This is a genomic window from Mesorhizobium sp. M0018, from assembly GCF_040323955.1.
Lineage (GTDB): Bacteria > Pseudomonadota > Alphaproteobacteria > Rhizobiales > Rhizobiaceae > Mesorhizobium.
In genome coordinates this window covers 83887-110156 of sequence record NZ_JAMYVL010000010.1, presented here as the reverse complement: position 1 = coordinate 110156, position 26270 = coordinate 83887, and the positions used below count along the sequence as shown (strand labels likewise).

29 protein-coding genes are annotated in these 26270 nt (G+C 61.9%); 18 read left to right on the top strand and 11 right to left on the bottom strand.

Annotated features, from left to right (window positions below; genetic code table 11):
- Positions 1–12: 12 nt before the first annotated feature.
- From NKJ81_RS16210 to NKJ81_RS16200, 3 genes are all read right to left on the bottom strand, one after another.
- On the bottom strand, positions 13–372 hold the full coding sequence (locus NKJ81_RS16210; RefSeq protein WP_352541018.1) for a tRNA-binding protein: 360 nt from the start codon (positions 370–372) through the stop codon (positions 13–15).
- A 6-nt stretch (positions 373–378) separates the two neighbouring features.
- Positions 379–879, bottom strand: coding sequence for a type III secretion system chaperone family protein (locus NKJ81_RS16205; RefSeq protein ID WP_023678420.1), 501 nt, complete (start codon positions 877–879; stop codon positions 379–381).
- 331 nt (positions 880–1210) lie between these two features.
- A complete protein-coding gene (locus NKJ81_RS16200; protein WP_352469829.1) occupies positions 1211–1513 on the bottom strand; it encodes an accessory factor UbiK family protein in 303 nt (100 codons plus the stop codon).
- 131 nt (positions 1514–1644) lie between these two features.
- On the opposite strand from NKJ81_RS16200, the gene lgt reads away from it, so the two are divergent.
- The 6 genes from lgt (at position 1645) to NKJ81_RS16170 (ending at position 7520) form a co-directional block, all read left to right on the top strand.
- Positions 1645–2496, top strand: a complete 852-nt coding sequence (gene lgt, locus NKJ81_RS16195) for a prolipoprotein diacylglyceryl transferase (protein ID WP_352541017.1) — start codon at positions 1645–1647, stop codon at positions 2494–2496.
- Positions 2493–3581, top strand: a complete 1089-nt coding sequence (locus NKJ81_RS16190) for a class I SAM-dependent methyltransferase (RefSeq protein WP_352541016.1) — start codon at positions 2493–2495, stop codon at positions 3579–3581. The genes lgt and NKJ81_RS16190 overlap by 4 nt, the downstream gene beginning before the upstream one ends.
- Positions 3582–3719: 138 nt before the next feature.
- On the top strand, positions 3720–4508 hold the full coding sequence (gene pgeF, locus NKJ81_RS16185) for a peptidoglycan editing factor PgeF (RefSeq protein WP_352469752.1): 789 nt from the start codon (positions 3720–3722) through the stop codon (positions 4506–4508).
- Positions 4508–5659 carry a M24 family metallopeptidase gene (locus tag NKJ81_RS16180; protein ID WP_023678425.1) on the top strand — a complete coding sequence of 384 codons (1152 nt, stop codon included), beginning with the start codon at positions 4508–4510 and terminating at the stop codon, positions 5657–5659. Before pgeF ends, NKJ81_RS16180 begins: the two co-directional genes overlap by 1 nt.
- A 53-nt stretch (positions 5660–5712) precedes the next feature.
- A complete protein-coding gene (locus NKJ81_RS16175; protein WP_023678426.1) occupies positions 5713–6333 on the top strand; it encodes a hypothetical protein in 621 nt (206 codons plus the stop codon).
- A gap of 251 nt (positions 6334–6584) precedes the next feature.
- Complete coding sequence (locus tag NKJ81_RS16170) at positions 6585–7520, top strand: ribose-phosphate pyrophosphokinase (RefSeq protein ID WP_023678427.1); 936 nt, start codon at positions 6585–6587, stop codon at positions 7518–7520.
- A 99-nt stretch (positions 7521–7619) separates the two neighbouring features.
- Here NKJ81_RS16170 and NKJ81_RS16165 read toward each other — a convergent pair whose 3' ends face one another.
- Complete coding sequence (locus NKJ81_RS16165; RefSeq protein WP_352541015.1) at positions 7620–8501, bottom strand: AraC family transcriptional regulator; 882 nt, start codon at positions 8499–8501, stop codon at positions 7620–7622.
- A gap of 128 nt (positions 8502–8629) precedes the next feature.
- On the opposite strand from NKJ81_RS16165, the gene NKJ81_RS16160 reads away from it, so the two are divergent.
- A complete protein-coding gene (locus tag NKJ81_RS16160) occupies positions 8630–9880 on the top strand; it encodes an MFS transporter (protein WP_352541014.1) in 1251 nt (416 codons plus the stop codon).
- A gap of 123 nt (positions 9881–10003) precedes the next feature.
- Here the strand turns inward: NKJ81_RS16160 and NKJ81_RS16155 are convergent, their stop codons facing one another.
- Complete coding sequence (locus NKJ81_RS16155; RefSeq protein ID WP_352469747.1) at positions 10004–11194, bottom strand: glycerate kinase family protein; 1191 nt, start codon at positions 11192–11194, stop codon at positions 10004–10006.
- Between the two features lies 1 nt (position 11195).
- The gene (locus NKJ81_RS16150) at positions 11196–12620 is read right to left on the bottom strand and encodes an SLC13 family permease (RefSeq protein WP_352469746.1); all 1425 of its coding nucleotides are present in this window, start codon (positions 12618–12620) and stop codon (positions 11196–11198) included.
- Between the two features lie 208 nt (positions 12621–12828).
- Between NKJ81_RS16150 and NKJ81_RS16145 the strand changes: the two genes are divergently transcribed.
- The 10 genes from NKJ81_RS16145 to NKJ81_RS16100 all read left to right on the top strand — a co-directional run bounded on the left by NKJ81_RS16145 (position 12829) and on the right by NKJ81_RS16100 (position 21640).
- Positions 12829–14433: a sensor histidine kinase gene (locus NKJ81_RS16145; protein WP_352469745.1), complete on the top strand. Its 1605-nt coding sequence runs from the start codon at positions 12829–12831 to the stop codon at positions 14431–14433.
- Positions 14411–15091, top strand: coding sequence for a response regulator transcription factor (locus tag NKJ81_RS16140; RefSeq protein WP_352450507.1), 681 nt, complete (start codon positions 14411–14413; stop codon positions 15089–15091). The genes NKJ81_RS16145 and NKJ81_RS16140 overlap by 23 nt, the downstream gene beginning before the upstream one ends.
- Before the next feature lie 421 nt (positions 15092–15512).
- Complete coding sequence (locus NKJ81_RS16135) at positions 15513–16019, top strand: DUF2938 family protein (RefSeq protein ID WP_352541013.1); 507 nt, start codon at positions 15513–15515, stop codon at positions 16017–16019.
- A 223-nt stretch (positions 16020–16242) separates the two neighbouring features.
- Positions 16243–16887: a 50S ribosomal protein L25/general stress protein Ctc gene (locus tag NKJ81_RS16130; RefSeq protein WP_352469743.1), complete on the top strand. Its 645-nt coding sequence runs from the start codon at positions 16243–16245 to the stop codon at positions 16885–16887.
- A 23-nt stretch (positions 16888–16910) separates the two neighbouring features.
- Positions 16911–17636, top strand: coding sequence for an aminoacyl-tRNA hydrolase (pth, locus tag NKJ81_RS16125; protein WP_352541012.1), 726 nt, complete (start codon positions 16911–16913; stop codon positions 17634–17636).
- A gap of 3 nt (positions 17637–17639) precedes the next feature.
- Positions 17640–18203: a hypothetical protein gene (locus NKJ81_RS16120; protein WP_352541011.1), complete on the top strand. Its 564-nt coding sequence runs from the start codon at positions 17640–17642 to the stop codon at positions 18201–18203.
- Positions 18204–18280: 77 nt separating this feature from the next.
- Entirely contained in the window at positions 18281–19384 is a 1104-nt protein-coding gene (gene ychF / locus NKJ81_RS16115; protein WP_352469740.1) for a redox-regulated ATPase YchF, read from the top strand.
- A gap of 218 nt (positions 19385–19602) precedes the next feature.
- Positions 19603–20577 (top strand): magnesium/cobalt transporter CorA, encoded by a 975-nt coding sequence (gene corA, locus NKJ81_RS16110; RefSeq protein WP_352469737.1) that lies wholly within the window; start codon positions 19603–19605, stop codon positions 20575–20577.
- A 134-nt stretch (positions 20578–20711) separates the two neighbouring features.
- Complete coding sequence (locus tag NKJ81_RS16105; RefSeq protein ID WP_352469736.1) at positions 20712–21173, top strand: MaoC family dehydratase; 462 nt, start codon at positions 20712–20714, stop codon at positions 21171–21173.
- Entirely contained in the window at positions 21170–21640 is a 471-nt protein-coding gene (locus NKJ81_RS16100) for a MaoC family dehydratase (RefSeq protein ID WP_352541010.1), read from the top strand. The genes NKJ81_RS16105 and NKJ81_RS16100 overlap by 4 nt, the downstream gene beginning before the upstream one ends.
- 46 nt (positions 21641–21686) lie before the next feature.
- Here the strand turns inward: NKJ81_RS16100 and NKJ81_RS16095 are convergent, their stop codons facing one another.
- The 4 genes from NKJ81_RS16095 to petA form a co-directional block, all read right to left on the bottom strand.
- Positions 21687–22232: an adenine phosphoribosyltransferase gene (locus NKJ81_RS16095; RefSeq protein WP_352469734.1), complete on the bottom strand. Its 546-nt coding sequence runs from the start codon at positions 22230–22232 to the stop codon at positions 21687–21689.
- Positions 22233–22446: 214 nt separating this feature from the next.
- Positions 22447–23319 (bottom strand): cytochrome c1, encoded by an 873-nt coding sequence (locus NKJ81_RS16090; RefSeq protein ID WP_352541009.1) that lies wholly within the window; start codon positions 23317–23319, stop codon positions 22447–22449.
- 89 nt (positions 23320–23408) lie between these two features.
- On the bottom strand, positions 23409–24710 hold the full coding sequence (locus tag NKJ81_RS16085; RefSeq protein ID WP_352541008.1) for a cytochrome b: 1302 nt from the start codon (positions 24708–24710) through the stop codon (positions 23409–23411).
- A 16-nt stretch (positions 24711–24726) separates the two neighbouring features.
- The gene (petA, locus tag NKJ81_RS16080) at positions 24727–25287 is read right to left on the bottom strand and encodes a ubiquinol-cytochrome c reductase iron-sulfur subunit (RefSeq protein ID WP_352541007.1); all 561 of its coding nucleotides are present in this window, start codon (positions 25285–25287) and stop codon (positions 24727–24729) included.
- Between the two features lie 281 nt (positions 25288–25568).
- Between petA and NKJ81_RS16075 the strand changes: the two genes are divergently transcribed.
- On the top strand, positions 25569–25925 hold the full coding sequence (locus NKJ81_RS16075) for a cupin domain-containing protein (protein ID WP_352469828.1): 357 nt from the start codon (positions 25569–25571) through the stop codon (positions 25923–25925).
- A gap of 27 nt (positions 25926–25952) precedes the next feature.
- On the opposite strand, the gene NKJ81_RS16070 is transcribed toward NKJ81_RS16075, so the two are convergent.
- Entirely contained in the window at positions 25953–26267 is a 315-nt protein-coding gene (locus NKJ81_RS16070) for a DUF6665 family protein (protein ID WP_352469730.1), read from the bottom strand.
- Between the last annotated feature and the right edge of the window lie 3 nt (positions 26268–26270).

The following is a 26270-nucleotide window of genomic DNA, read 5'->3' as shown; positions in this document are numbered from 1 at the left end:
ACAACAGCGCAGCTAGAACAGCCGCCCGCCGTTCGGCACTTTGCGTTCGATTGCCCCAAGCACCACCGCGCCCTCTTCATCGGGAAAGCCGAGCGTCAGCACTTCCGACATGAACGGCCCGATCTGACGCGGCGGGAAATTGACCACAGCGAACACCTGCCGGCCGATCAGGGCTTCGGGCGTATAGTATTTCGTGATCTGGGCCGAGGATTTCTTCACCCCGATCACGGGACCGAAATCGATTTTCAACTTGATCGCCGGCTTGCGCGCCTCGGGAAAAGGCTCGGCCTCGACGATCGTGCCGGCGCGGATGTCGACGCGGTCGAAATCGGCAAAGCTGATCTCGGGTTTTCGCGCGTTGCTCGAAACCATCGACGGTCAGGCGTTTCCGTAGGTTTCGAACAGCACGCCGGCCAACGCATCCTTGGCCGAAGTTCCCGACCAGACGACGAACTGGAACGCCTGGAAATAGCATTCGCAGGCTTCCAGCGCCGACGACAGCAGCACCTCGACCTGCTGGCTCGACGGCTCGACCCCACCGGCCAGCAGCAGCGACTGGCGGAACATGATGGCGCCTTCCTGCTCCCAGAGGTCGAAATGGCCAAATAGCATCTGCTCGTTGATCAGCGAAAGCAGCCGCATCACCTCGAGCGCGCGCGCCTCCGGGACCTTGATGTCGAAGGCGCAGGCCAGGTGCAGCGCTTCGTAGTCCTCCATCCAGGAGAATGAAACGTGGTAGTCGGTCCAGCTTCCGGCAACCGAGATCGAGATCTCGTCGTCGCCGGCCCGCTCGAAGGACCAATCGTTGTTGTGCGCCACCTGCTCGATAACATCCACCGGATGGATTTCGCGGGAGAATTCGAGTTCGAGAAGTTCCATGAAATGCTTCCTGTCGTTCTGGGAGCGCCACCACACGCTCCGCGGGAGAGGCACACTCGAACAATTCTGCCTAGAACTCGGACGGCCAGGACTTCGTCAACGCAAAGACCCCGGACCGGACCCCACCGCCCGGCGCATGACCCTGCTCCGAATCATGCAACAAATTCAGTCTATTGATCGGGAGTCGCGTGACCAGCCAAATTTTTCGCACTGCGTCATTCGCATGTGGAAAGGCACTGTCACAAAGATTCACGCAGTACCGGTAAGCGATTCACGACAAAGCGCTTTTTGCGATCCGGCTTTGTGGAAAAGTTTAACGATTTATTTCTTGTTATTTTTTTGCACGCGGCTTTGACGCAGCCGCAGGCGCTGGTTGACCGGTCAATTCGGCAAGCCTGGCCTCGAGCGCCTCGATGCGAGCGGCGAGGCGGGTGTTTTCTTCCCTGGCCTTCGCCGCCATGTCGCGAGCGGCCTCGAATTCCTCGCGCTGCACCACGTCCATGGAGTTGAGTATGCGCTCGGCCTGGCCCCTGAAGGCGGTCTCCACCTCGCGCCGCACGCCTTGCGCGGCACCGGCTGCATCGGTCATCAGCTTGGCGAATTCATCGAGAATGCGGTTCGGTCCGGTCGCCATGGCAAATCCTCGCTTGGTCGAATTGACGTAGTGGCGCGCGATTCGGAATGCAAGCATATGCTTGCCTTGACCCCGCCAAAAGCCTGCCGCATGGTCCGCGCCCGAACCTGATTGGGAACCCGGAGACCCTGTTGAGCGAATATTTGCTGCCGCTGGCCGCCCTGCCCTTTCCCAACATCGACCCGGTCATCGTCCGGATCGGACCGCTGGCGGTGCATTGGTACGGCGTCGGCTACATCGTCGGCATTCTGTTCGCCTGGTGGTATGCCAAGCGCCTCGTCACCAACCCAAAACTGTGGCCCGACGGCACCCTGCCGATGAAGCCCGTCGACCTCGACGACTTCATCGTCTGGGCAGCCATCGGTGTGGTGCTCGGCGGACGCACCGGCTACGTGCTGTTCTACGACCTGCCGCGCTACATCGCCAATCCGCTCGATATCGTCGCCGTCTGGCAGGGCGGCATGTCGTTTCATGGCGGTCTGATCGGCGTCATTGTCGCAATGACGCTGTTTTCCCGGTCTCGCGGCATCCGCACATGGTCGCTGTTCGACGTGGTTGCCGCCGGCGTGCCGGTGGGGCTTGGCCTCGTTCGCCTGGCAAACTTCATCAATTCCGAACTATGGGGCCGGCCGACCGACGTTCCATGGGCATTCGAATTCCCCAATGGCGGTCCATTTGCACGCCATCCGAGCCAGATCTACGAGGCGCTGCTCGAAGGGCTGGTGTTGTTCCTTATCCTGCGCTTCCTCACCCATTCGCGGCTCAAGCTGAAGACGCCGCGCTTCGTCGGCGGCGCCTTCATCGCCGGCTATGGCGCCTCGCGCATCTTCGTCGAATTCTTTCGCGAGCCCGACCAGCAGCTTGGCTACCTCCTTGGCACGAGCTGGCTGACCATGGGAATGGTGCTGTCACTGCCGATGGTGCTGGCCGGCATCTGGGCGATGGCTACAGCCAAGCCGGTGACAAAACCGCAGCCGGCATGACGCGGCTGAAGACCCGCATCGCCGAGCTGATCGGTGCGGTGGGACCGATCCCCATCAGCGAATACATGGCGCTCTGCCTGTTCGATCCGCTGGACGGCTACTATACGACACGCGAGCCGTTCGGCGCCGCCGGCGACTTCGTCACCGCGCCGGAGATCAGCCAGATGTTTGGCGAACTGGTCGCCATCTGGCTCTACCAGGCGTGGCTGGCGATCGACCGGCCGACGCCGGTCGCCATCGCCGAAATAGGCCCCGGCCGCGGCACGCTGATGAGAGATATGCTGCGCACGCTTTCGCGGCTCGATCCGACGCTTACCGCCAGCGCATCGTTCGCCTTGATCGAGACCAGTCCGCGGTTGACCGAGGTCCAGAAACGAACGCTTGCCGGGACGTCGGCCACCGTCGCCTGGCATGAGGCCGTGGACACACTACCGCAGGCGCCGCTTCTGATTGTTGGTAATGAGCTGTTTGACGCGGTGCCCATCCGCCAGTTCGTCCGCGCCGGAGCCGGCTGGCGCGAGCGGATGATCGGTCTCGACGATGCGAACCGGCTGCGCTTTTTCGTCGGCGCCGGCTCGCTCGACCCGATGCTGCTGCCGGAGGGTGCCGAGAATGCGCCGGAAGGTGCGATCGTCGAGGTGGCGCCAGCCCGCGCCGCCCTGATGGCGGCCATCGCCGGGCGACTTGCCGGATTTGGCGGCGCCGGCCTGTTTCTCGACTACGGTCACCTCCAGCCCGGGATCGGCGACACCTTGCAGGCCTTGCGCAAGCACCGTCATGAGGACGTGCTGGCCAATCCGGGGCGGGCCGATCTCACAGCCCATGTCGATTTCGCTGCCCTCGCGGCAACCGTTCGGGCACACAGCCTCGATGCCCACCTCTCAACGCAAGGTGAATTCCTGCTCAAGATGGGGCTTCTCGAACGAGCTGGCCGGCTCGGCGCCAATGCCGATGAGGCAGCTCGCGAAAAGATCGCGGCCGACGTCGAGCGCCTCGCCGGCCCGCTGGCCATGGGCGAACTCTTCAAGGTGCTTGCCGTCCTCCCCGCCGGCATTGCCGTTCCGCCGTTTCCAAGCATGGATTGACTTTTCGCTGCCGCCTCTCCCACTCTCCCATCTCCGACTAGCGGCCGACATCAACTGCGCCAGCCTTAAACTGACCAGCCTTCAACTGCGCCCTTCAACTCGCTTGACGAAATCGCCCATACGGACAACAAAGCCGCCATGCTGAATCAGACCAAACCGGATCCCGTTCGGTCGCCCTTGCTGGAAACGGCGCAAGGCATCCGCCACGGCTACTTCACGCGCGTCGGCGGCATTTCCAGCGGCATCTACCGGGGCCTCAACATCGGCACCGGCTCGAACGACGACCAGACGCTGGTGCGCGAGAATCGCCGCCGGGTCGCCGAATGGATGGGCGTGCCTGCAAACCATCTGCTGACCGCTCACCAAGTTCATTCGCCGGACGTCGTCATTGCCAGGGAGCCTTTTGCCGGCGAGCGGCCCAAGGCCGACGCAATTGTCACCGACCGGCCGGGCATTGCCGTCGGTGCCTCGACCGCCGACTGCGGACCGGTCCTCTTCGCCGACGCCGAGGCGCGCATTATCGGCGCCGCCCATGCCGGCTGGAAAGGCGCTTTCACCGGAGTGCTGGAAAACACCATCGCGGCAATGGAAAGCCTCGGCGCCCGGCGCGACCGCATCGTCGCAGTGCTCGGTCCTTCGATCGGCCCACGGAATTACGAAGTCGGACCGGAATTTGTCACCCGTTTCGTCGACGCCGATGCTGGCAGTGCCCGCTATTTCGCGCCCTCCGCAAATGCCGGACACGCGATGTTCGATCTCAACCGCTACACGGTCGACCGGCTGACCAAGGCTGGCGTCAATGCCGAAGGACTTGGCCGCTGCACCTATGCCGAGGAAGAGCTTTTCTACTCCTATCGGCGCAGCACGCATCGCAACGAGCCCGACTACGGGCGGCAGGTTTCGGCAATCGTTTTGGAGGCTGACTGATGGCGCTGCATTTCGAACGCTCGGAATTCGACGCGCGGCGCGATCGACTGATGATCGAGATCGCCGAAAAGAAGCTCGACGCCGTCCTGCTGTTTGCCCAGGAAAGCATGTATTGGCTAACCGGCTACGACACCTTCGGCTTCTGCTTTTTCCAGTGCCTGGTGGTCAAGGCCGACGGCTCGATGGTGCTGCTGACGCGTTCGGCCGACTTGCGCCAGGCGCGCCACACCTCGATCATCGACAACATCGTTTTGTGGACGGACCGCAACGGCGCCAATCCGGCGGTAGATCTGCGCAATCTGCTCAACGAGCTTGACCTGCTCGGCGCCCGGATCGGCGTCGAATACGACACCCACGGCCTGACCGCCTATAATGGCCGGCGCCTCGACGAGCAGTTGCAGACCTTCGGGCAGATCGCGGATGCCTCCGGCATTGTCAGCCGGCTACGGCTATTCAAGAGCCCGGCAGAAATCGCCAAGGCGGAAAAAGCCGCAAATCTGGCCGACGACGCGCTGGACGCAGCACTGCCGCTGATCAAGCAGGGTGGCGATGAGGCGCTGATCCTCGCCGCCATGCAAGGTGCGATCTTTGCCGGCGGCGGCGATTATCCGGCCAACGAGTTCATCATCGGCTCCGGAGTCGACGCCCTGCTTTGCCGCTACAAGGCCGGTCGCCGCAAGCTCACCAAGAACGACCAGCTGACGCTCGAATGGGCCGGTGTCTTCCACCACTACCATGCGGCAATGATGCGCACGGTGTTGACCGGCAAGGTATCGAAACGCCACCAGGAATTGTTCGATGCCGCCCGCGCCGCGCTACTTGCAGTCGAGAAGGCGATGACGCCCGGTAATACGTTCGGCGACGTGTTCGACGCCCATGCCCGCACCCTCGAAGCCCACAACTTGACCAAGCACCGGCTCAATGCCTGCGGCTATTCGCTCGGCGCCCGCTTCACCCCGTCCTGGATGGATATGCCGATGTTCTATCAGGGTAATCCCGAACCGATTGCGCCCAACATGACGCTGTTCGCCCATATGATCATCATGGACTCCGAAACCGAAACCGCGATGACGCTTGGCCGCACCTATCTGACCACCGAATCCCAGCCGAAGCCGCTGTCCCGCCATGATCTCGACTTGATCGTGCAGTGAATCCATAATGGAAAGAGTGTAAGGGGCGTTCGTCGCCAAGGAGTTTCAGGCTAATGAGACGATCGCATGTGACGACCGTGTCATTGCTCGTGGCGCTGGCACTGGCGGCCTGCACCAATGCGAAGGACGTTCTCGAACCCTCGGCCATTGCCCCGCAATCGACGCAATCCCTCTCCGGAGCCGGAGGTGCCGCGACGCCCCCCGCAACTCCGGCTCAGCCTGCCGGCACCGCGCAAACTGCAGATACGGCGCAGCCTTCCGCTGCAGCAGCCGTGCCGCCCGCCAAAAGCGCGGCTGCCATTGCGCGGACCCGGCTGCAGGTGGCGCCGATCGTCGGCGCCTCGGTAGAAGCCGCGACACCGCTGACCGCCGAGCTTCAGACACGCGCCAGGCAGCGCGGCATCACCTTGGCCGGCAGCACCGACCAGACCCCAACACATGTGCTCAAGGGCTATTTCTCGACCATGACGGAAGGCAAGGACACTACCGTCATCTATGTCTGGGACATCTATGACCCGGCCGGCAACCGGCTGCATCGCATCAACGGCCAGCAGAAGGCGCCGTCTGTTGGCGGCGGCGAAGGCTGGACGGCGGTCGCGCCTGCGACCATGCAGGCAATTGCCGACCAGACAATCGACCAGTTCGCCACCTGGCTTGGCGGCGGCGCCGGCTGACCTGGAGCATAATTCCGAAAGTGAAATCCGGTTTTCGGAAAAGATCATACTCAGACTGAAAGATAGAGCTATGCCGATTCCGTCGGCGTCGAAGTGGACCTATCGCCGCATCGTCAAGCCGTAAGCGTTTATTGAGATTAGCCGGCGGATTCCCATTCACGACGCTTGCAATACCGGCGCGGGCCGCTAAAAGCCCGACTAAGAGGCTGGAGTGCTATCGGAGTCTCTCAATCCTTCGCCAGGAACGGTGCATGAAGCTCTTCGCGGGCAATTCCAACAGGGTGCTGGCCGAATCAGTCGCCCGCTACCTCAACATTCCGCTGGGCAAGGCCAGCGTCAGGCGCTTCGCCGACCAGGAAATCTTCGTCGAGATCCAGGAGAATGTGCGCGGCGAGGACGTCTTCATCCTGCAGTCCACCTCGTTCCCGACCAACGATCATTTGATGGAACTGCTCATCATGATCGACGCCTTCATGCGCTCTTCGGCCAAGCGCATCACTGCGGTTATTCCTTATTTCGGCTATGCCAGGCAGGATCGCCGTGCCTCGGGCCGCACACCGATCTCGGCCAAGCTGGTCGCCAACATGATCACCAGGGCGGGCGTCAACCGGGTGCTGACCCTGGATCTCCATGCCGGCCAGATTCAAGGCTTCTTCGACATCCCGACCGACAATCTGTTTTCCGTGCCGGTCATGGCCCGCGACGTAAAGGCGAAATACAAGCAGCTTGCCAATGTCATGGTGGTGTCGCCGGATGTCGGCGGCGTGGTCCGCGCCCGCGCGCTCGCCAAGCGCATCGACGCCCAGCTTGCCATCGTCGACAAGCGCCGCGAGCGCCCCGGCGAATCGGAAGTCATGAACGTCATCGGTGACGTGCGCGGCAAGGATTGCCTGTTGATCGACGACATCATCGATTCGGGCGGCACGCTGTGCAATGCGGCCGATGCGCTGCTTGCCGATGGCGCCACCAGTGTGACCGCCTATACTACCCATGGCGTTTTGTCCGGCGGCGCCATCGCCCGCATCGGCGCCTCGAAACTGCAGGAACTGGTCATCACCGATTCCATCCAGCCGACCCAGGCAGTGCTGGACGCCGCCAATATCCGCGTCATCTCCATCGCCGAACTGATGGGCGAGGCGATCTCGCGCACGGCGACCGAGGAATCGGTGTCGAGCCTGTTCGATTAATGCGTGTCGCGCAAAACTGTGCAGCGGTTTTGCGATAACGACATGCATACAACAAGAACCCAAAGCGCGTCGCATGAGGCCGGTCGAACGCGACGCCCTTCAGGGCTGCGCCTCAGGCCGAGCCGGACCACTTGTTCGTCGCACACCTTCGCCAGCATCACGGGCGCCCCGCATGTAACCGCGTGGCGAGGCTCCCAGCATGCGCTTGAACATGGTGATGAACGCCGGCACGCTGTCATAGCCGAGATCGAGCGCCACCCTCGTGATCGGCTCGCCGTCGGCCAGCCGTGGCAGCGCCGCGAACAGACAGGCCTGCTGACGCCAGGTCGACAGCGACAATCCGGTCTGGCGGTGGAACGCGCGGGTGAAAGAGCGGCGGCTCATGCCGACGATAGCGGCCCACTCGTCGATCGTCGCATGCGGTGACGGTGCCGACACGAAGCGCCGGCACAGCGTCGCCAACCTTGCATCGGACGGGAACGGAAGGCCGAGCGGCCGTTCCGGCAGGTTCGGGATTTCGTGCAGCAGGAGCTTCATGATCAGTCCGCCCCGCCCCTTCAGCTCGGCGCCTTGCGGCAGCTTTTCCGATTCGACGATCAGGCTGTGCATCAGGTCGGTGATGCCGACGACACGCAACCCGTCCGGCAGGCCGGGAATGGCCTCCGGCATCACATAGACGGACCGCATGCTGACGTCGCCCAGCATCTCGACGGAATGTTCGGTGCCGGCGGGGATCCACATCGCGTGGTCCGGAGGCACCATCCAGCGCCCATGCCGCGTCTTCACCAGCACGACACCGACCAGCGCGTGCAGCAACTGGCTGCGGCTATGATGGTGCGGTGGCACATGGTAGCCGTCCGGATATTCGGTCGGCAGCGCCACTGCCGGCCCTACGGCCTGCTCCAGCCATTGCCAGCGACGCTCATGCAACAGCCCGAAATCGGTGTCGCCCGCTCTGAACATTTCCCTGCCATGCGGCATCAGCTATGGCCCACTTGCGAAACTATTGGACCAAACCACGAAAGAAGTCGCGTGACAAGCAACGTATAAGGCTGCGCCCTATAAGACCGCCTGCGGGAGCGCCCGCCAAAAAGACCACGGAGCCTGCCTTGACCGATACCACAGCAACCGCCGACGCCAAGCCGGCAGCGGCCAGCCACATTTCAGCTCAGGCGACGGCCTTCACCGTCATCCTGGCGGTGAGCTTCTGCCATTGCATCAACGACATCATGCAGTCGCTGCTGTCGGCGATCTATCCGCTGCTGAAGGACAATTACGGTCTCGATTTCTGGCAGATCGGCCTTTTGACTTTTACCTTCCAGGTGACGGCATCCTTGCTGCAGCCGGTGATCGGCATGATTACCGACAAGCGGCCGATGCCTTATTCGCTGCCCTACGGCATGGCTTCTTCGCTGATCGGGCTGGTCGTGCTGGCCTATGCCGGACATTACTCGCTGCTCCTCATCGGCGCCTCGCTGATCGGCATCGGCTCAGCGATCTTCCACCCGGAATCCTCACGCATCGCCCGCTTCGCCTCCGGTGGCCGGTTCGGTCTTGCGCAGTCGCTGTTCCAGGTCGGCGGCAATTTCGGCCAAGCGATGGGGCCGCTGCTGGCAGCCTTCATCGTCGTGCCCTTCGGCCAGACCAGCATCGCCTGGTTTGCCGGCGGCTCGCTGATCGGCATCATCGTGCTGTGGCAGGTTGGCGGCTGGTACAGCCGCCTGCGCGCCGCACAGGGCACCCGCAAGGCGGCACGCTTCGTTTCGCCTTTCCCGCGCCGCAAGGTCCTGGGCGCGCTGGCGGTGCTGACCTTGCTGGTATTGACCAAGAACGCCTACATCGCCAGCCTGTCCAGCTACTACACCTTCTATGCCATCCATAAATTCGGCGTTTCGGTGCAGATGTCGCAGGTCATGCTGTTCCTGTTCCTCGGCGCCTCGGCCCTGGGCATCCTGCTCGGCGGCCCGTTCGGCGACCGCTACGGACAGAAGGCGATGATCTGGTTCTCGATCGTCGGCGTGCTGCCCTTCACCCTGGCCCTGCCCTACGCCAATTTCGAGTGGACAATGGTTCTCACCGTGCTGATCGGCCTGATCCTGTCCTCGGCCTTCTCGAACATCGTCGTCTTCGCGCAGGAACTGGTGCCCGGCCGGGTCGGCATGATCGCCGGCATCTTTTTCGGCTTCGCCTTCGGCATGGGCGGCATCGCGGCCGCCGTGCTTGGCGTCGTCGCCGACATGAAGGGCATCGATTTCGTCTTCCAGGTCTGCTCGTATTTGCCGCTGCTCGGGCTGCTGACGGTCCTCCTGCCTAACATGAAGGAAGCGAGGAAGGTGGAGGCGGGGACCACGATCGGGTGAAGTTTGGGTTGGACTTCGGCTTCCCCGCCCACCGGGCAGCGCGAAATTCGGTTCTCGACATAGACTTCGAGCCGGTCAGGGCCGCAGCGTGGCGACATCGCGGCCATTGGCTGACACGCTCCGTCATCTGAACTTGAAAGCACGCGTCGCCCGCATCAGCCGGAATGCCTGCTCGGCAGCGTTCGCCAGCAGCGTGTCGGCGTCACGGATCGCGTCTTCGAGGGAACACGGTCGGCACAGAATGCTGAAGAAGGCATCGATGCCGATGTCGTGGGTCGCCTCTGCACCTGCTCCGATCGTTCCGGCCAAGGCGATGACAGGCAGATTGTGACGTTTCGCGCGCCGGGCAATCTCGGCTGGTATCTTTCCAAAGCTCGTCTGACCATCCAGGCCACCCTCGGCTGTCATGACGATGTCGGCGTTTGACAGCCGATGATCGAGATCCATATACCGCAGGATCAGGTCGAAGCGCGGATGCAGCCGGGCCCCAGCAAAGGCGTGAAGTCCGGCGCCGAGTCCCCCGGAAGCTCCTCCGCCGACAAGCGACGTCACGTCGACGCCGAGGTCGCGGCGAACGACGTGAGCGACATTTTCCATGCCCTGCTCGAGCAAAACCACCTGGTCAGGTGTTGCACCCTTTTGCGGGCCGAACACCCGGGCGACGCCTCTCTCGCCGAGCAGCATGTTGTAGGGATTTACCGCGACGTCGATACGAACATTCGAAAGGCGATGATCACGACTGGAAAGATCGACACGAGCTAGCGATGAGAGGGCCGAGCCGCTCCCCGAAATGGGACGGCCGCCGCCATCGAGCAGACGCACGCCTAATGCTTGGGCCATGCCGGTTCCTGCATCGTTGACACCCGAGTCACCGCAGCCGATCAGAATTCTTTCCGCGCCAAGATCGAGCGCAAAACGAATCAACTCACCAACCCCATAACTTGTAGTGCGGGTCGGGTCACGCATGTCAGTGGGGACGAGCCGGAGCCCGGCAGCCGCCGCGATTTCCAGAACTGCAGTCCGTTTCTTTCTTCGCCCGAGAAAACCGACATTGGCCGCCACGGGTTGTCCCACCGGTCCCGTCACTGTGACGGAATGCAGCTCGCCATCAGACAATTCAACAAGGGTCCGCGTAAAATCCTCGCCGCCATCCACCATTGGAAGGCCCAGGATCTTTGCTGTCGGAACGGCATTGCGAACGCCGCGCGCCAATGCAGCGATGACATCACGAACGCCGAGGCTCTCCTTAAAGCCGGAGGGTGCGACCAATACTCGAAGCCGTCTTCGTTTCGTCAATCCTTTCTTTTTCGACATTCTACGGCTCTCCAACAAGTTGCAGATGGAGCGTGTTGAGCAGGGCTCCGGTGGCTGGCCACACGGTGACCGCGAACACGACGATGAGGATGAACTGCATCGGCAGCAGGATTGAGCTGAGCAAGGCGAGGTCTTTCGGGCCGTAGCCTTCCTCGTCGACCCCCGCGAAAAGCGCCACCGGTTTCGCGCAGATCGCGAGGGTTTGGCAAAAGCCGGTCGCCGAGACGAGGACAAACATTGCCAGGAGAGGGTCGAGCCGCGCTGTCGATGCGAGCATCAGCGCCGGGGGCAGCAGCACCGAGACACGCGCCGTGCGACTGTGGATCACGAGATGACTGAAAAGCCCAAGCAAGGCTAATAAGGAGATAAGCGCCAACGGACCCAAGCCGGTGCCGCGCAGCGGATCGACAGTCGTCTCGATCAACCACCGATTGAGGCCTGATGCCGTCAGGCCGTCTGCCAAGCAGATCGTCGCCGCCAGAAACAAGAGCAGCTTCCACTCCGCACTCTTGATTGCATCGCCAAACGCCACGGAGCCTACTCTAGGAAGTGTGGCCAAGAGAGCGCCGCCAAGAGCGACAACGGTGGCATCAAGTCCGTGGACAGGTTCGGTCAGCCACGCGGTGACAACCCCGCCGGCGATCCAGAGTATCGGCTGCCGTGCCAATCCGGCACCGCCACTAGTCACCGTCGTTGGCTGCAAAAGGGTCATCCGCCGTTCGACCGGCGACAGGAAAAGCCGGAGCAGGCATTCGACCGAAAGGAAGGTGCTTACGGCCGCAAACGGCAGGCCGAAAGCGATCCATTCCAGATAGCTTACTTTCACACCCGAGAGGCGGCCGACCATTTCGATCGCCAGCAGATGGGCACCGGCGCCGACGGGCGATGCAATGGCCGAGAGCAGGATAACAGTGGGGAACAGCAGCGCGAAGGCCCTTCGCAACCGGGCGCTTCCACAGCGTCCCGCGATCGCCTGAAAGGCGGGGATCATCAAAGCTGCGCGACCTGAGGTCGACGGAATGACGAAGGCTGTGGCGATCATGACGGCCGTCAAGGAATAGGCGATTGCGCGAACCGATCGCATGCGCCCCGTCACGAGGCCGAGAACGCGATCTGCGACCCCACTCGCCTTGAAGGTGGCCGCCAACATGAAGGAGGCAAGCAATAGCCAGATCAACTCATCGCCGAGCGCATGAAACAGCGCGCCTGGATCACGGTTGACCAGCAGCGCCATTGCCAGCCCGGCGGCGATCGCAACGAAGGTGTCGTCGAACGGCGTCAGGGTCCACCCGATGATCGCGACAAGCAGGATCTCGAGCGCTCGCCGGGCGTCGGACGGGAGCGCGGAGAGGCCGAATTCAATGATGGCCACACACAGGGATACACAGGTTCCGATCAGTGCGGCTCGCCATATCGGCCAGAGCACCGGCGGTGTCCTTTCCCGAAGGGTGGCGTCACTGTCGGTCCGAAAATCTACTTGTGCCAACCGAAACCTCGTCTAGTTCGCCGCCAACGTGGCGATGAGGGCGTCGCACACCCTCCGCTCGAACTTAGGAGGTTCCGATTAGACGCTTGCGAGGGCTCCGGTTAGAATTTGGTGAGAGGCATTATCCGATCGCCGGCAGGATTACCGCATGACCGTTCGAGGCCGCATCTTCCTATTTCAAATCGTCATTCTCGCCCTTGTCGGACTGATTTCAGGACTGGCATTCGCAACACTCCAGCTGACAGAGGAATTCGTCCGCCGAATCGACAGCGTCCACGGGCGGTTCGAGGCGCTCGCCGAACTCAATGGGCAAGCCAACAATTACACCGAGCAACTCGCTGAAGTCTTGCTGCTTGGGCCCGAGCAAATGCCGGATTTCGAAGCGGCACGAGAAGCAGTGAAATCCGGATTCTACAAGCTGGAGGGCGCCACTCGCGAGGAACTCGGTGCTCTCGGATATTGGAGCGATAGACGCCAGGAGGAGGCCGAACTCAGATTCGTCGGTCGCGTCAAGGCGCTGTTTGAGGCGATCGATCGGGCCGCCCAGCGACTGTTCAGCCAGCGAACAAAGGGGGATCCAAAGGGCATCGTAGACGCCTTCCGCAACGATGTGGAGCACCGATTAGAGAACGATCTTGAAGAAATGATTGAAGCCGCTTTGCACGATGAGCGCAGGGAGGTTGGAGAGGAACTCGCCGGCGTCCGTGGCGCACAATGGCGGCTGCTGCTGCTGACCGGCGGCTTCGCTGCGTTGCTCATGCTGGGCAGTCTGGGGTTCGGCCTGGTCCTGCGACGATCAATCGCCACACCTGTGCGTGAACTGAACGAAAGCGCCAAAGCCATCGCTGCAGGCAAGCTCGACCATCGCGTTTCCGCGACCGGACGCGACGAGTTCGCTTCCCTCTCGCGAAGTTTCAACAGCATGGCCGAGGCTCTCGAGATCGAACGTGCTGCTCTGATTTCGGTACAGGACCGCTTGGAGGCGGAGGTTCAGTTGCGCACCCGTGAACTGCGGAAAGCCAATGAGCAACTGAGAGCGATCGATAGCCGACGCACACAATTTTTTGCGGAGGCAAGCCACGAACTCCGCACGCCGTTGACGATTCTCCGCGGAGAGGCCGACGTTGCCCTCCGCGGCCAACCGCGTGTTCGATCTTACCGCGAAGCTCTGAGCCGAATCCGCAATTGCGCTGAAGATATGGCTCGCAACCTGGGGGACCTTCTGGCATTCGCCCGCTCCGAAGCTGAAAATTTCAGGTTCTCCTTGCGCAACATCGATACCGGTGAGGTTGTGAAGGCGGCCGTTCAGGAGGCTTCCGTACTCGCAGGTCCCAAGCAGATATCCGTTGACCTGTCGCTCAACCCAGACCATTGCCTCATTCGGGGTGACGCCCAGCGCCTAAAGCAAGCGCTGCTGATCGGCTTCGACAACGCCATAAAGTACTCAAAGCCGTATCAGACAATAGCAGTCGAGATGGCTGAGCGTCATGGAATGCTTGAGATCGCCATCCGCGACAACGGTTCAGGGATCGATGCCAACGATCTCCCGTTCGTGTTTGACCGATATTATCGCGGGCGTGTCGGCGGGAGGTCCGCAGCCGACGGCCTTGGTGTTGGCCTCGCGATCGCCAAGGAGATTATAGACGGGCACAATGGCACAATCGGCCTTGAAGGAATTGAGCCTTCGGGAACCCTCCTCAGAATCAGACTGCCGCTGGTACATCGCACCCATGATTCGAATCCTGATCGTTGAAGACGACCGGCGTGTCTCCGACTTTCTCCGCCGGGGGTTGGAGGCCGAAGGCTTCCACGTGAGTGTCGCGGAGGACGGTCGCGAGGGACTAGCCATTATTCGTACGGATCCATTCGATCTCGTGATCCTGGACCGTCTGCTTCCCTACCTGGACGGCCTTGAGCTGTGCCGGATCGTGCGATTGGAGCAGTGGCCGGTTCTCATCCTGATGCTGACCGCGAAGGAGACAATTCAGGATCGCGTAGATGGGCTCAAGGGCGGTGCCGACGATTACCTGACGAAACCGTTTGCGTTTGATGAACTGGTGGCCAGGATTGACGCGCTGCGCCGACGCCGTCAGGGTGCAGTGGATCGACAATTGCTTCGAGTGAGCCGCCTCAATCTCGACACGAGCGCTCGTCGTTTTGCGGACGGCGACCGGGAAATCAGCCTTACCCGACGTGAATTCGACCTTCTGCATTTTCTCATGCTCAACGCGGGGAAAGTGGTTAGCCGCGAGCGCATCCTCAACAATGTCTGGTCATACAGCTTCGAACCCGGGACGAAGATCGTGGAGGTATACATTCGCTATCTGCGTGCGAAGCTCGGGCCGGATGCATCGGCCAGCATTCAGACAGTTCGTGGGATCGGCTACATGCTGGTCGAGCGGAAGCCATAGAAGGTAGAGCGAAACTCTTTATCGCACCGTTCTCGCCACTCGCTGGAAACCTCCTCTTTCCGCAACGCCGCTTCCACCGCTTGTTTCCGAATAGGTGTTCATCGGCTCCCTTCCATGCTGCCGGCGCGCGCCGTCCACCCGCCGTGGGCATTGCCCCGCCGCGGTTCCCCTTTCCACCCGCCGCGGTTCCCCTTTCCATTTGTGTTCGGGCTTGGGCGGCGACACCGATTTTGGCGGCCGTTAACCGCTTTCGTAATTCACGGCCTCTACCCCCAGGCCTGCAGCCACCCAGTCGGGGAAGCCGCCTTCGAACCGGCGCGGGGCCCAGCCTCGTGCCCTGAGGATTGCCAAGGCGTCGGGCGAAAGAACGCACTGGACTCCACGACAATAGGCGACAACGGGTGAAACAAGAGATGCCAAAATGTTGGAGTTCGTTGTTCGTGCGGCCGTCGTTGGAATCGGCGCGACAGCCCTGATGGACCTCTGGGGATGGTTTCTGAAGCGAATGTTCGCGATTCCACCGCTTGATTACGCCTGGGTCGGCCGCTGGATCGGGCACTTTCCACATGGACGTTTTGCACATGCGAATATCGCACAAGCTGCCCGCGTTCGCGGCGAAACCGCCATTGGATACCGCCATTGGATGGAGTGCGCATTACGCGACCGGCATCGTATTTGCCGCAGCGCTGATTGGAGTGTGGGGCCTCGACTGGGCACGGCACCCGACAGTGCTTCCGGCCCTGTTGGTCGGCGTCTGCACCATCGTCGCCCGTTCTTCGTGATGCAACCGGCTTTTGGGATCGGCATCGCGGCTTCGAAAGTTCCCAACCCGCGCACTGCGCGCCTGCGCAGCCTTATGGCCCATCTGTCTTTCGGGGTTGGGCTGTACGTTGCAGCATCGCTTTCGGCATTGCTACTTCCGGCCTGATGGGCCGCCCGCTTGCACCTCGCGCCGCCTTCCGCTATAGAGCCGCCACCCGCGTAGACACCCTTGGAGGCAACGCGGCGGAAGGCCGCCTTCCCGCATGATCCCGAAAAGTGGATTCCGGTTTTCGGACCAGGTCATGCGTTAGCTATGTCGGCTTTCGACGTTTACGGCCCCGGCACGTTGCCGGCCGCGAACGCTCCAGAACAACGCGAAAGGAAATGCCATGAGCCACGATACTTACGAGCTCAAGGCCGAAGCGCGCGAACAGGTCGGTAAGGGGTCCGCCCGTGCAGTTCGCCGCAACGGTAAAGTGCCTGCAGTGATTTACGGCGACAAGCAGCCTCCCCTGGCGATTGCGCTGACCTACAAGGACATCTACTACAAGATCCATGGCGGCGGGTTTCTGACCACGGTCGCCACGATCGATGTCGACGGCAACAAGATCCAGGTTCTGCCCAAGGATTTTCAGCTCGACCCGGTCAAGGATTTCCCTGTCCATGTCGATTTCCTGCGCATCGGCAAGGATACCGAAGTCAACGTCGATGTGCCCGTGCACTTCATCAATGAAGACAAGTCGCCCGGCATCAAACGCGGCGGCGTGCTCAACATCGTGCGCCACGAGGTCGAGTTCCACTGCCCTGCCAATGCGATCCCGGATTTCATCACCGTCGATCTCACCGGTACCGATATCGGCGATTCGATCCACATTTCGGCCGTCACCTTGCCGGCCGGCGTCAAGCCGGTGATCTCCGACCGCGACTTCACCATCGCGACCATTGCCGGCTCCTCGGCGATGAAGCCGGAGGCCGCGGAAGAGACGACTGAAGCGGCTGCGCCCGAAGCGGCTCCTGCCGCCGAAGAGAAGTAACCCCTTCCCGCCCGGAGGCGACGATGCTTGTCTTTGCAGGCCTCGGCAATCCGGGCGCGAAATACGCCAACAACCGGCACAATGTCGGCTTCATGGCGGCGGACGCGATCGCCCGCCGCCATTCCTTTTCGCCCTGGTCGAAGAAATTCCAAGGTCTGATTGCCGAAGGCACGCTTGCCGGCGAAAAGGTGATCCTGATCAAGCCGCAGACCTTCATGAACCTGTCCGGCCAGGCGGTCGGCGAAGCCCTGCGCTTCTACAAGCTCGGCCCTTCGGCACTGACCGTCTTCTATGACGAGATCGACCTTGCCGCCGGCAAGGTGCGGGTCAAGGTCGGTGGCGGTTCCGGCGGCCACAACGGCATCCGCTCGCTCGACCAGCACGTCGGCAAGGATTTTCGCCGTGTGCGCATCGGCGTCGGCCACCCCGGCGTCAAGGAAATGGTGCATGGCCATGTGCTCGGCGATTTCGCCAAGGCCGATCGCGAATGGCTGGACGTGCTGCTCGACGCAATCGCCGATGGTGCCGGATTGCTTGCCAAGGGCGACGACAATTCGTTCATGAACCGTGTGACGCTGGCGCTGCGCGACAAGCTCACGCCGACGGACGACGACGATCGCCCGCCGCCCAAGGCGCCAAAGGCGCAAAGCCACGTCCGCCAGGCGCGGCCGCAGCAGCCGGCGGCCAAGCTGCCCGAAACCGGCCCGATGGCGGCCATGCTGAAGAAGCTTTTTGGCGGCAAGGACTGAGCCATGGATCTGGATGACATTCAGGAATTGGTCCGTCTCATCAGACAGAAGTATGTTGATTATTTCGTCACCGCTGCCGGCGAACTTGCACGCAACTGCCAAGGATCGCATGCGACCGAAATCAAGTTTTCGAACGTCGATTCCTTCTATCGAAATTTCATCGCGGTTGATTTCGTCAGTAATGACGGACAGCCAAATCCGCAATTCATCAACAGCGATTCCTATGTGAAATTCTCTCCGGATATTCACGCCGGGATGGGTGGAATGGATGTCCTCATCTCACCTTTCAGGTGGGATGAGATTCATTTTAAATTCCCTATAAATGAGCTCGACGGCGATCTCTTCGACGAATGGTTTCGCGGCTGGTTCGATATCGATGGCGAGCGTGAAACATCGGAGACCGTCGGAAACGTCATTCACAGTGCGCAGTTGCTCGACGGGCAACTGACCATCGATTTCGGAACCGCTGAGGTCGACGCGTTCTGGCATCTTCTGCAAATACTGAGCAGGTCCGGCGTTCGTTCGTTGGCGATAGGCACCGATGACATCGCGCAGCGTCTGAATTGAATTGCGCCTTGACGATCATCGGCGCTTTCGCCCATAGCCCTGATCAAATTTCGATTTCCCGATAGGACCAGACAAAAATGGGTTTCAAATGCGGCATCGTTGGCTTGCCCAATGTCGGCAAGTCGACGCTCTTCAATGCGTTGACCAGGACGGCGGCGGCGCAGGCCGCCAATTATCCGTTCTGCACCATCGAACCGAATACCGGCGAGGTGGCGGTGCCCGATCCGCGCCTGCAGAAGATCGCCGCGATCGGCAAGTCGAAGGAGATCATCCCGACCCGCATCTCGTTCGTCGACATTGCCGGCCTGGTGCGTGGCGCCTCCAAAGGCGAAGGGCTTGGCAACCAATTCCTCGCCAACATCCGTGAGGTCGACGCCATCGTCCATGTGCTGCGCTGCTTCGAGGATGACGACGTCACCCATGTCGAGGGCCGCATCGATCCTGTCGCTGATGCCGAGACCGTCGAAACCGAATTGATGCTTGCCGACCTCGACAGCCTTGAGCGCCGCATCGTGCAGATCCGCAAGCGTGCCGCCGGCAAGGACAAGGAAGCAGCGACCGCACTTCCGATGATGGAAGCGGCGCTTGAACTGCTGCAGGCGGGCAAGCCCGCCCGCATCCTGCTCAACGGCATCTCGGCTGAGGATCTACGCATCCTGCAGGGGCTGAATCTCTTGACCTCACACCCGGTGCTTTACGTCTGCAACGTCGCGGAAGCCGATGCCGCCACCGGCAACGCGCATACCAGGGCGGTCGAGAAGATGGCCGCCGCGCAAGGTGCCCGCACCGTTGTGATTTCCGCGGCGATCGAGGCCGAGGTCGCCCAGCTCTCGGACGAAGAGGAAATGGAATTCCTGGCAACGCTCGGTCTGGACGAACCCGGCCTGAACAAGGTCATCCGCGCCGGCTACGAGCTGCTCCAGCTCATCACCTACTTTACCGTTGGCCCCAAGGAGACACGCGCCTGGACCGTGCACAAGGGCGCCAAGGCGCCGCAGGCGGCAGGCGTCATCCACACCGATTTCGAGCGCGGCTTCATCCGCGCCCAGACCATCGCCTATGAGGACTTCGTCAGGCTGGGCGGCGAAGTCGCGGCCAAGGAGGCCGGCAAGGCGCGCGACGAAGGCAAGGAGTATGTCGTCCAGGACGGCGACATCATGCTGTTCAAGTTCAACACCTGAACCGGCGAGGGAGCCCAATGGTCACCATTGCCGTCGCTCGATGACAAACTTCAAAGCAGGGTGTCGCAGTGCCTCTTGCGCTGCTTGACGGGCCATCGTGCGGGGTCTAAGGGGCCTCTGCACCGGCCTCGCGCCTCGCCTGCCCGTGTCCGTGCGATGTGACTGACGCGCCCCCTCCAAACGAACGCTCTTTGGCAACAGCAAGGGAGACCCCGGCGATGATCAAGGCCTTCGTCGTCGACAATGATCGCCTGCGCCTGGTCGACGATCTCGTGCAAAACAGCGACACTGTCGTCTGGGTCGACCTCTTCAACCCGACAAAGGAAGAAGAGACGACAATCGAGACCTGGCTCGGCATCGCCGTTCCGACCCGCGAAGAGATGGAAGAGATCGAGATCTCGAGCCGTCTCTACGTCGAGGACGGCGCCTACTTCATGACCGCCATTCTGCCTGCGCAGACCGAGGTGAACGATCCCTTGATGTCGCCGGTCACCTTCGTGCTCGCCGGAAGCAGGCTGATCACCGTGCGTTACCACGAGCCGAAGGCGTTCAAGACCTTTCCGCTGCGCGCCGAGAAGGTGGCGACCGGCTGCACCAGCGGCGACACCATCCTGATCGGACTGCTGGAGGCGATCGTCGACCGCCTCGCCGACATTCTGGAGCGCGCTGGCCGCGACGTGGAGGCGATCTCGCGCGACATCTTCGAGGCACGCTCGACCAAGGTTTCCAAGCGCAACCGCGACTTCCAGGAGCTGTTGAAAGGCATTGGCCGCAAGGAGGACCTCGCCTCCTCGATCCGCGACAGCCTGATCTCGCTACAGCGCCTTGCCGGCTTTCTCGCCCATGCCTCCACGCAAAGCAGGATGAGCAAGGATACCCGCGCTCGCATCAAGACCTTGTCGCGCGACGTGCTGTCGCTCGCCGACCACGCCACGTTCCTGTCGCAGAAGATCAGCTTCCTGCTCGACGCGACGCTCGGCATGATCTCGATCGAGCAGAACGCCATCATCAAGATCTTCTCCGTCGCCGCTGTCATCTTCCTGCCGCCGACGCTTGTCGCTTCGATCTACGGCATGAATTTCGACATCATCCCTGAGCTCAAATGGCACTTTGGCTATCCCTTCGCCATCGGCATGATGGTGCTTTCGGCAATCCTGCCTTTCTGGTATTTCCGCCGCCGCGGCTGGCTATAGGGTCGTCAATACCGCGCTGCGGCTTGGTCGCAACGGGCTGGCGCAATAGAAATTGCTTGACCAAATGCCGCCCTGCCTGCATCCGGGACCCGGACCCGTAGCGATCGTACAATCCTGAACAGGATTTCCAGACCATGACCGCAAAGACCTGGGCTTATGAGGATTTTGTCGAGGGCGCTTCGCTCGACCTCGGCACCAAGTTGGTAAGCGCCGCCGAAATCATAGAATTCGCCAACGAGTTCGATGCCCAGCCGATGCATCTCGACGAGGCCGCGGGCAAGGCCAGCATCCTCGGCGGGCTGGCGGCTTCAGGCTGGCACACCTGCGCCGTGTTCATGCGCATGCTGTGCGATGCCTTCCTGCTCGACTCGACCTCCCAGGGCGCGCCGGGCGTCGACCAGGTCAAATGGAAACGGCCGGTCCTGGCCGGCGACCTGTTGACCGGCAGCACCACCGTCCTTGCCAAGCGACTGTCCAGATCGAAACCCCGCCTTGGCCTGGTGACCATGCGCAGCGAGTTGTTCAACCAGCGCGGCGAAGGTGTTTTCGAGCTCGAAAACACCGTCATGTTCCTCACCCGCGAGGGCAGTGCGTGAGCCTCGACGAATTCTTCTGCATCGGTATCACCGTCACGCTCGGTTCACATCGATTCGAACCGGAGGCGATCAAGGCGTTCGCCCGCAAATACGACCCGCAGATATTCCATATCGACGAAGAGGCGGCGAGGAACAGCATATTCGGCGGGCTCTGCGCCTCGGGCTGGCACACCGCCGCCACCTGGATGAAATTGAACCTCCAGGCTGGCATAGAGGCAGAGGTCGCCCGCTGGCCCGGTCCCGGGCCGGTGCCGGAATTCGGCCCCTCGCCCGGCTTCAAGAACCTCAAATGGCCCAAACCTGTCTATGCCGGGGAAACCGTGACTTTCACCCGCACCGCGCTGGCCCATCGCCCTATCGCCTCGCGACCGGGCTGGCGGCTGCTGACGCTCCGCTCGGAGGCCTTCGATTCGACCGGCGACAAGGTCATCGAATTCGAAAGTGCCGTGCTGGTGAAGGTGGAGTGAGCGGAGTTCTTCCCTACTCCACAAGAAGGGGAGAAGGAAGAAACGCTCAATGCCCCTCAAACCCGATCAGCGTCCTCACCGGTACGCCGAGCGCCTCTAACCTCTCGCGGCCGCCAAGGTCCGGCAGGTCGATGACGAAGCAGGCGGCGAGGATGTCGGCGCCGATCTGCCGCAATAGCTTGACGGCCGCCTCGGCCGTGCCGCCGGTGGCGATCAAATCGTCGACGAGGATTACCTTCTCGCCTGGAGAAACACCGTCTTTGTGCATCTCCATCTCGTCCAGCCCGTATTCCAGGCTGTAGGCGACGCGCACCGTCTCGGAAGGCAACTTGCCCTTCTTGCGGATCGGCACGAAGCCGGCCGAGAGCTGGTGGGCGATGGCGCCGCCGAGGATGAAGCCGCGCGCCTCGATGCCGGCGATCTTGTCGATCTTGAGGCCGGCATAGGGATGCACCAGTTCGTCGATGGCGCGGCGGAAGGCCCGCGCATTGCCGAGCAGCGTGGTGATGTCGCGAAACAGGATGCCCGGCTTGGGATAATCCGGAATGGTGCGGATCGCGGCAAGCAGCGTCTCTTCGAGCGAGGATTTCATCAAGCGGCTCTCCGGGCCTTTCAGATTCGGCTGAAGACGTGAAGGGAATGGGCCAATCGTAACCCGGTGCAGCTAAGTCCGGCTACCGCCATGTGACGCCTGACGGAAAATTGTCCGGCAAAAGGGGCCACTCTGCGCCGGCAGCGATGAATCGACATGCCTGCAATGAGGAGGGCGTCTTTCGACGCCCTCGCATTCTCGTAGATCGCAGGGCTCAGTGCGCCACGCCGGCCCACACCTTGCGCTTGGTCAGGTAGACCAGTGCGCCGAACAGCAGCAGGAAGACCAGTACGCGAAAGCCGGTCTTCTTGCGGTCCTCGAGGTGTGGCTCGGCCGCCCACATCAGGAAGGCCGACACGTCACGCGAATACTGGTCGACCGTCTGCGGCGCGCCGTCATCATAGGTTACCTGGCCGTCAGAGAGCGGCTTCGGCATCTTCAGCGACACGCCGGACAGGAAGTACGGATTGTAGTACGTGCCTTCTGGTATGACCATGCCCGCCGGCGGCTGCTGGTCGTAGCCGGTCAGCAGCGAGTGGATGTAGTCGGGGCCGCCCTGGGCATACTGGGTAAAGATATCGAAGACGAAGCGCGGGAAGCCGCGTTCGACCCCGCGCGCCTTTGCCAGCAGCGACATGTCGGGCGGTGCTGCGCCGCCATTTGCCGCCGCCGCCGCCTCCACATTGGGGAACGGCGCCGGGAAATGGTCGGACGGCTTGCCGGGACGATCGAACATGTCGCCGGCATCGTTCGGTCCGTCATGGATCGTATATTCGGCCGCCAGCGTCTTGATCTGCGCATCCGAATAGCCAAGGCCCACCAGTGTACGGAACGCCACCAAATTCATCGAATGGCAGGCCGAGCAGACTTCCTTGTAGACCTTCAGCCCGCGCTGCAGCTGGGCCTTGTCGTAGGTGCCGAATGGCCCGGCGAAGCTCCAATCCATTTCCTCCGGTTCGTGTATCGGGAAATGCGTCGGCGCCGCCTCATTGTGCGCCTCTTCCTGGGCGCTGGCTCCAGTGCTTGCGGCACCCATGCCCGCGGCCAAAAGGCCAAGCAGCGCCAGCGAGGAGAGAATCTTCTTCATGCCAAATCCCCTTGAGATTCTCTGACGCGCCGTCACCGTCTCGAGCATGACCTTGTCCGAGTACCGGTTTCCACTTTTCGGAATCATGCTCAGCCCTTGGTTTCCGGCGCGGTCGTGGCGCCGGCAGGATGTCCACCGCCGCCCTTGTTCTTCTCGAGCACCGCCTCGGTGATCGAGTTCGGCAGCCGCCGCGGCTTTTCGATCAGCCCGAGCACCGGCAGCGCTACCAGGAAGAAGGCGAAGTAGAACAGCGTCGCCATCTGCGCCATGAATACATAGCTGCCCTCGGCCGGCTGCGAGCCCAGCCAGCCGAGCAGGATGGCGTCGGCCACGAACAGCCAGAAGAACAGCTTGTACCAGGGCCGGTAGACTGCCGAGCGCACCTTCGAGGTGTCGAGCCACGGCACCAGGAACAGCATGACAATCGCGCCGAACATGCAGAGCACGCCGCCGAGCTTGGAGTTGATGGGCCCGATATTGAAGGTGATAGCGCGCAGGATCGCGTAGAACGGCAGGAAGTACCATTCCGGCACAATGTGGGCCGGCGTCTTCAGGGGGTTGGCAACGGTGTAATTGTCCGGATGGCCGAGATAGTTCGGCAGATAAAAGACGAAATAGGCGAAGACGAACAGGAACACGATCATGCCGAACCCATCCTTGATGGTCGCGTAAGGCGTGAAGGCGAGCGTGTCGGTCTTCGATTTGACCTCGATGCCGGTCGGATTGTTCTGGCCGACGACGTGAAGCGCCCAGATGTGCAGCACGACAACGCCGGCGATCATGAACGGCAGCAGGTAATGCAGCGCAAAGAAGCGGTTCAGCGTCGGATTGTCGACCGCGAAGCCGCCGAGCAAAAGCTGCTGGATCCAGTCGCCGACCAGAGGTATGGCGGTGAAGAAACCGGTGATGACGGTGGCGCCCCAGAAGCTCATCTGGCCCCAGGGCAGCACGTAGCCCATGAATCCGGTCGCCATCATCAGCAGGTAGATGATACAGCCGAGGATCCACAGCAGCTCGCGCGGCGCCTTGTAGGAGCCGTAGTAGAGCCCGCGGAAGATATGGATGTAGACGGCGACGAAGAAGAACGACGCGCCGTTCGAATGCAGGTAGCGCAGCAGCCAGCCCGAATTCACGTCGCGCATGATCTTTTCGACCGAATCGAAGGCGAGAGTGCTGTCGGCCGCATAGTGCATGGCCAGCACGATACCGGTCAGGATCTGCGCCGCCAACATAAGCGCAAGGATGCCGCCGAAGGTCCAGGCATAGTTCAGGTTGCGCGGCACCGGATAGGCGATGAAGCTGTCATAGACCAGCCGCGGGAGCGGCATGCGGGAATCGAACCAGCGTCCGATACCGGTCTTGGGCGTATAGGTCGAGTGTCCCTCGCTCATCGAAATATCCCTTGCCTCAGCCGATACGGATCTTGGTGTCGGAAACGAATTGAAACACCGGCACCGCCATGTTCTCCGGCGCCGGCCCCTTTCGGATGCGGCCGGCCGTATCGTATTGCGAACCGTGGCATGGGCAGAACCAGCCGCCGAAATCGCCTTCCTGGCCGAGCGGGATGCAGCCGAGATGGGTGCAGACCTGGACCATCACCATCCAGGCTTCCTTGCCCGGCGTGGTCCGGTTGGCGTCGGTTGCCGGCGCGTCGGCCGGCAGGTTGGCATTGCGGGCAATTGGATCCTTGAGTTCGGCGAGATTGACCGCCTCGGCGTCCTTCATCTCTTTTTCGGTGCGGTTGCGTACAACCACCGGCTTGCCGCGCCACTTCACGACGAGCGACATTCCCGGCGTCAGCGAGGAGACGTCGACCTCGACCGAGGCGAGCGCCAGCGTCGAGGCATCCGGGCGCATCTGGTCGATGAATGGCCAGGCAACGGCGCCCGCGCCGACCACTGCGGCCATGCCGGTGGCGACGTAGAGAAAATCACGACGGTTGGGATCCTGGGTGTCGGTTGCGCTCACGGGTGCCTGATCCTTTCGCCTCTTCCGTGCCGGCGGCCGAGCCTTGTTCCCCGCTCAATCGCGCCGGCCCGACAGCGCATGGCGAACAGGCTAGCGAATTCCTCCGGCATTTGGGACTTGGGTTTATGCGTGAAGCCTGTTTTTGTCCAGACGGGTGAAGGCACAAGGGCAGATTGTCGCGGGGACGTAATTCGCACGGCGGAACGATTGGAAAACAGCAGCAAAACCAAATGGCTGCGTTCGCCTCGACATCTGGCGCTCGCCCGGTTTATCCTCGGCCTATGGCGCATGTCATAGACCGCGGCAAATGGGCCGAAGCGCCCGACCGCTGGCCCGACCACTGGCAGGGCGAGCTGCAAGGCGGAGCTTACGGCTCCCGCAGCTGTCTGATCTTCAACTACCTGCCTGACATCGGCGGCGGCCCTAGGCTGCACAGCCATCCCTATTGCGAGATTTTTATCATCCGGACCGGCACCGGCCTGTTCACCATCGGCGACCGGCAGATCGAGGCCACCGCCGGCCAGATCCTGGTCGTACCGCCGAACACGCCGCACAAATTCACCAATCTCGGGCCAGGCCCGCTGGAAACCACCGACATACACGAGAACGGCAGCTTCATCACCGAGTGGCTGGAATAACGCTTCTCAAACCAGTTCCGGTTCGGATCATGCGCTGGCGCCGAGCCTGGCCAGCACGGCCTTGGGAATGTTGTATTCCCGGATCACCGCGTCGTGCTTGCGCAGGCCGCAGAGTTCGCGCTGGATGAAATATCCGTGCACCGCTTCGGCTGCATCCCTGAGCAGCCGGGCGCGGTCGACATCGTCGCAATTCTCGCGCAGCCTCGTCAATGTTTCCTCGACGCGCCGGCCGGCGCGGCCGAGCGCGGCCGCCTTCTCGCCGAGGATTTCATGGCCAAGCAGGTCCAACGCGCTCTCCTGCGCGCCGGACCGTCCGAAATTCGATGGCATTCTCACCGCCATGGT

Excerpts from the sequence above, each read along its gene's own strand:
- NKJ81_RS16165 (WP_352541015.1), bottom strand. The coding sequence starts at position 8,501 with ATGCCGCATGGCAGGGAAATGTTCAGAGCGGGCGACACCGATTTCGGG.
- NKJ81_RS16090 (WP_352541009.1), bottom strand. The coding sequence starts at position 23,319 with ATGAAGAAGATTCTCTCCTCGCTGGCGCTGCTTGGCCTTTTGGCCGCG.
- corA (WP_352469737.1), top strand. The coding sequence starts at position 19,603 with ATGATCAAGGCCTTCGTCGTCGACAATGATCGCCTGCGCCTGGTCGAC.
- NKJ81_RS16205 (WP_023678420.1), bottom strand. The coding sequence starts at position 879 with ATGGAACTTCTCGAACTCGAATTCTCCCGCGAAATCCATCCGGTGGAT.
- NKJ81_RS16210 (WP_352541018.1), bottom strand. The coding sequence starts at position 372 with ATGGTTTCGAGCAACGCGCGAAAACCCGAGATCAGCTTTGCCGATTTC.
- NKJ81_RS16170 (WP_023678427.1), top strand. The coding sequence starts at position 6,585 with ATGAAGCTCTTCGCGGGCAATTCCAACAGGGTGCTGGCCGAATCAGTC.
- NKJ81_RS16180 (WP_023678425.1), top strand. The coding sequence starts at position 4,508 with ATGGCGCTGCATTTCGAACGCTCGGAATTCGACGCGCGGCGCGATCGA.
- NKJ81_RS16155 (WP_352469747.1), bottom strand. The coding sequence starts at position 11,194 with ATGTCGAAAAAGAAAGGATTGACGAAACGAAGACGGCTTCGAGTATTG.
- NKJ81_RS16200 (WP_352469829.1), bottom strand. The coding sequence starts at position 1,513 with ATGGCGACCGGACCGAACCGCATTCTCGATGAATTCGCCAAGCTGATG.
- NKJ81_RS16140 (WP_352450507.1), top strand. The coding sequence starts at position 14,411 with ATGATTCGAATCCTGATCGTTGAAGACGACCGGCGTGTCTCCGACTTT.
- NKJ81_RS16085 (WP_352541008.1), bottom strand. The coding sequence starts at position 24,710 with ATGAGCGAGGGACACTCGACCTATACGCCCAAGACCGGTATCGGACGC.
- NKJ81_RS16130 (WP_352469743.1), top strand. The coding sequence starts at position 16,243 with ATGAGCCACGATACTTACGAGCTCAAGGCCGAAGCGCGCGAACAGGTC.
- ychF (WP_352469740.1), top strand. The coding sequence starts at position 18,281 with ATGGGTTTCAAATGCGGCATCGTTGGCTTGCCCAATGTCGGCAAGTCG.
- pgeF (WP_352469752.1), top strand. The coding sequence starts at position 3,720 with ATGCTGAATCAGACCAAACCGGATCCCGTTCGGTCGCCCTTGCTGGAA.
- NKJ81_RS16095 (WP_352469734.1), bottom strand. The coding sequence starts at position 22,232 with ATGAAATCCTCGCTCGAAGAGACGCTGCTTGCCGCGATCCGCACCATT.
- NKJ81_RS16190 (WP_352541016.1), top strand. The coding sequence starts at position 2,493 with ATGACGCGGCTGAAGACCCGCATCGCCGAGCTGATCGGTGCGGTGGGA.
- NKJ81_RS16175 (WP_023678426.1), top strand. The coding sequence starts at position 5,713 with ATGAGACGATCGCATGTGACGACCGTGTCATTGCTCGTGGCGCTGGCA.
- NKJ81_RS16075 (WP_352469828.1), top strand. The coding sequence starts at position 25,569 with ATGGCGCATGTCATAGACCGCGGCAAATGGGCCGAAGCGCCCGACCGC.
- NKJ81_RS16120 (WP_352541011.1), top strand. The coding sequence starts at position 17,640 with ATGGATCTGGATGACATTCAGGAATTGGTCCGTCTCATCAGACAGAAG.
- NKJ81_RS16145 (WP_352469745.1), top strand. The coding sequence starts at position 12,829 with ATGACCGTTCGAGGCCGCATCTTCCTATTTCAAATCGTCATTCTCGCC.
- pth (WP_352541012.1), top strand. The coding sequence starts at position 16,911 with ATGCTTGTCTTTGCAGGCCTCGGCAATCCGGGCGCGAAATACGCCAAC.
- NKJ81_RS16135 (WP_352541013.1), top strand. The coding sequence starts at position 15,513 with ATGTTGGAGTTCGTTGTTCGTGCGGCCGTCGTTGGAATCGGCGCGACA.
- NKJ81_RS16105 (WP_352469736.1), top strand. The coding sequence starts at position 20,712 with ATGACCGCAAAGACCTGGGCTTATGAGGATTTTGTCGAGGGCGCTTCG.
- NKJ81_RS16070 (WP_352469730.1), bottom strand. The coding sequence starts at position 26,267 with ATGGCGGTGAGAATGCCATCGAATTTCGGACGGTCCGGCGCGCAGGAG.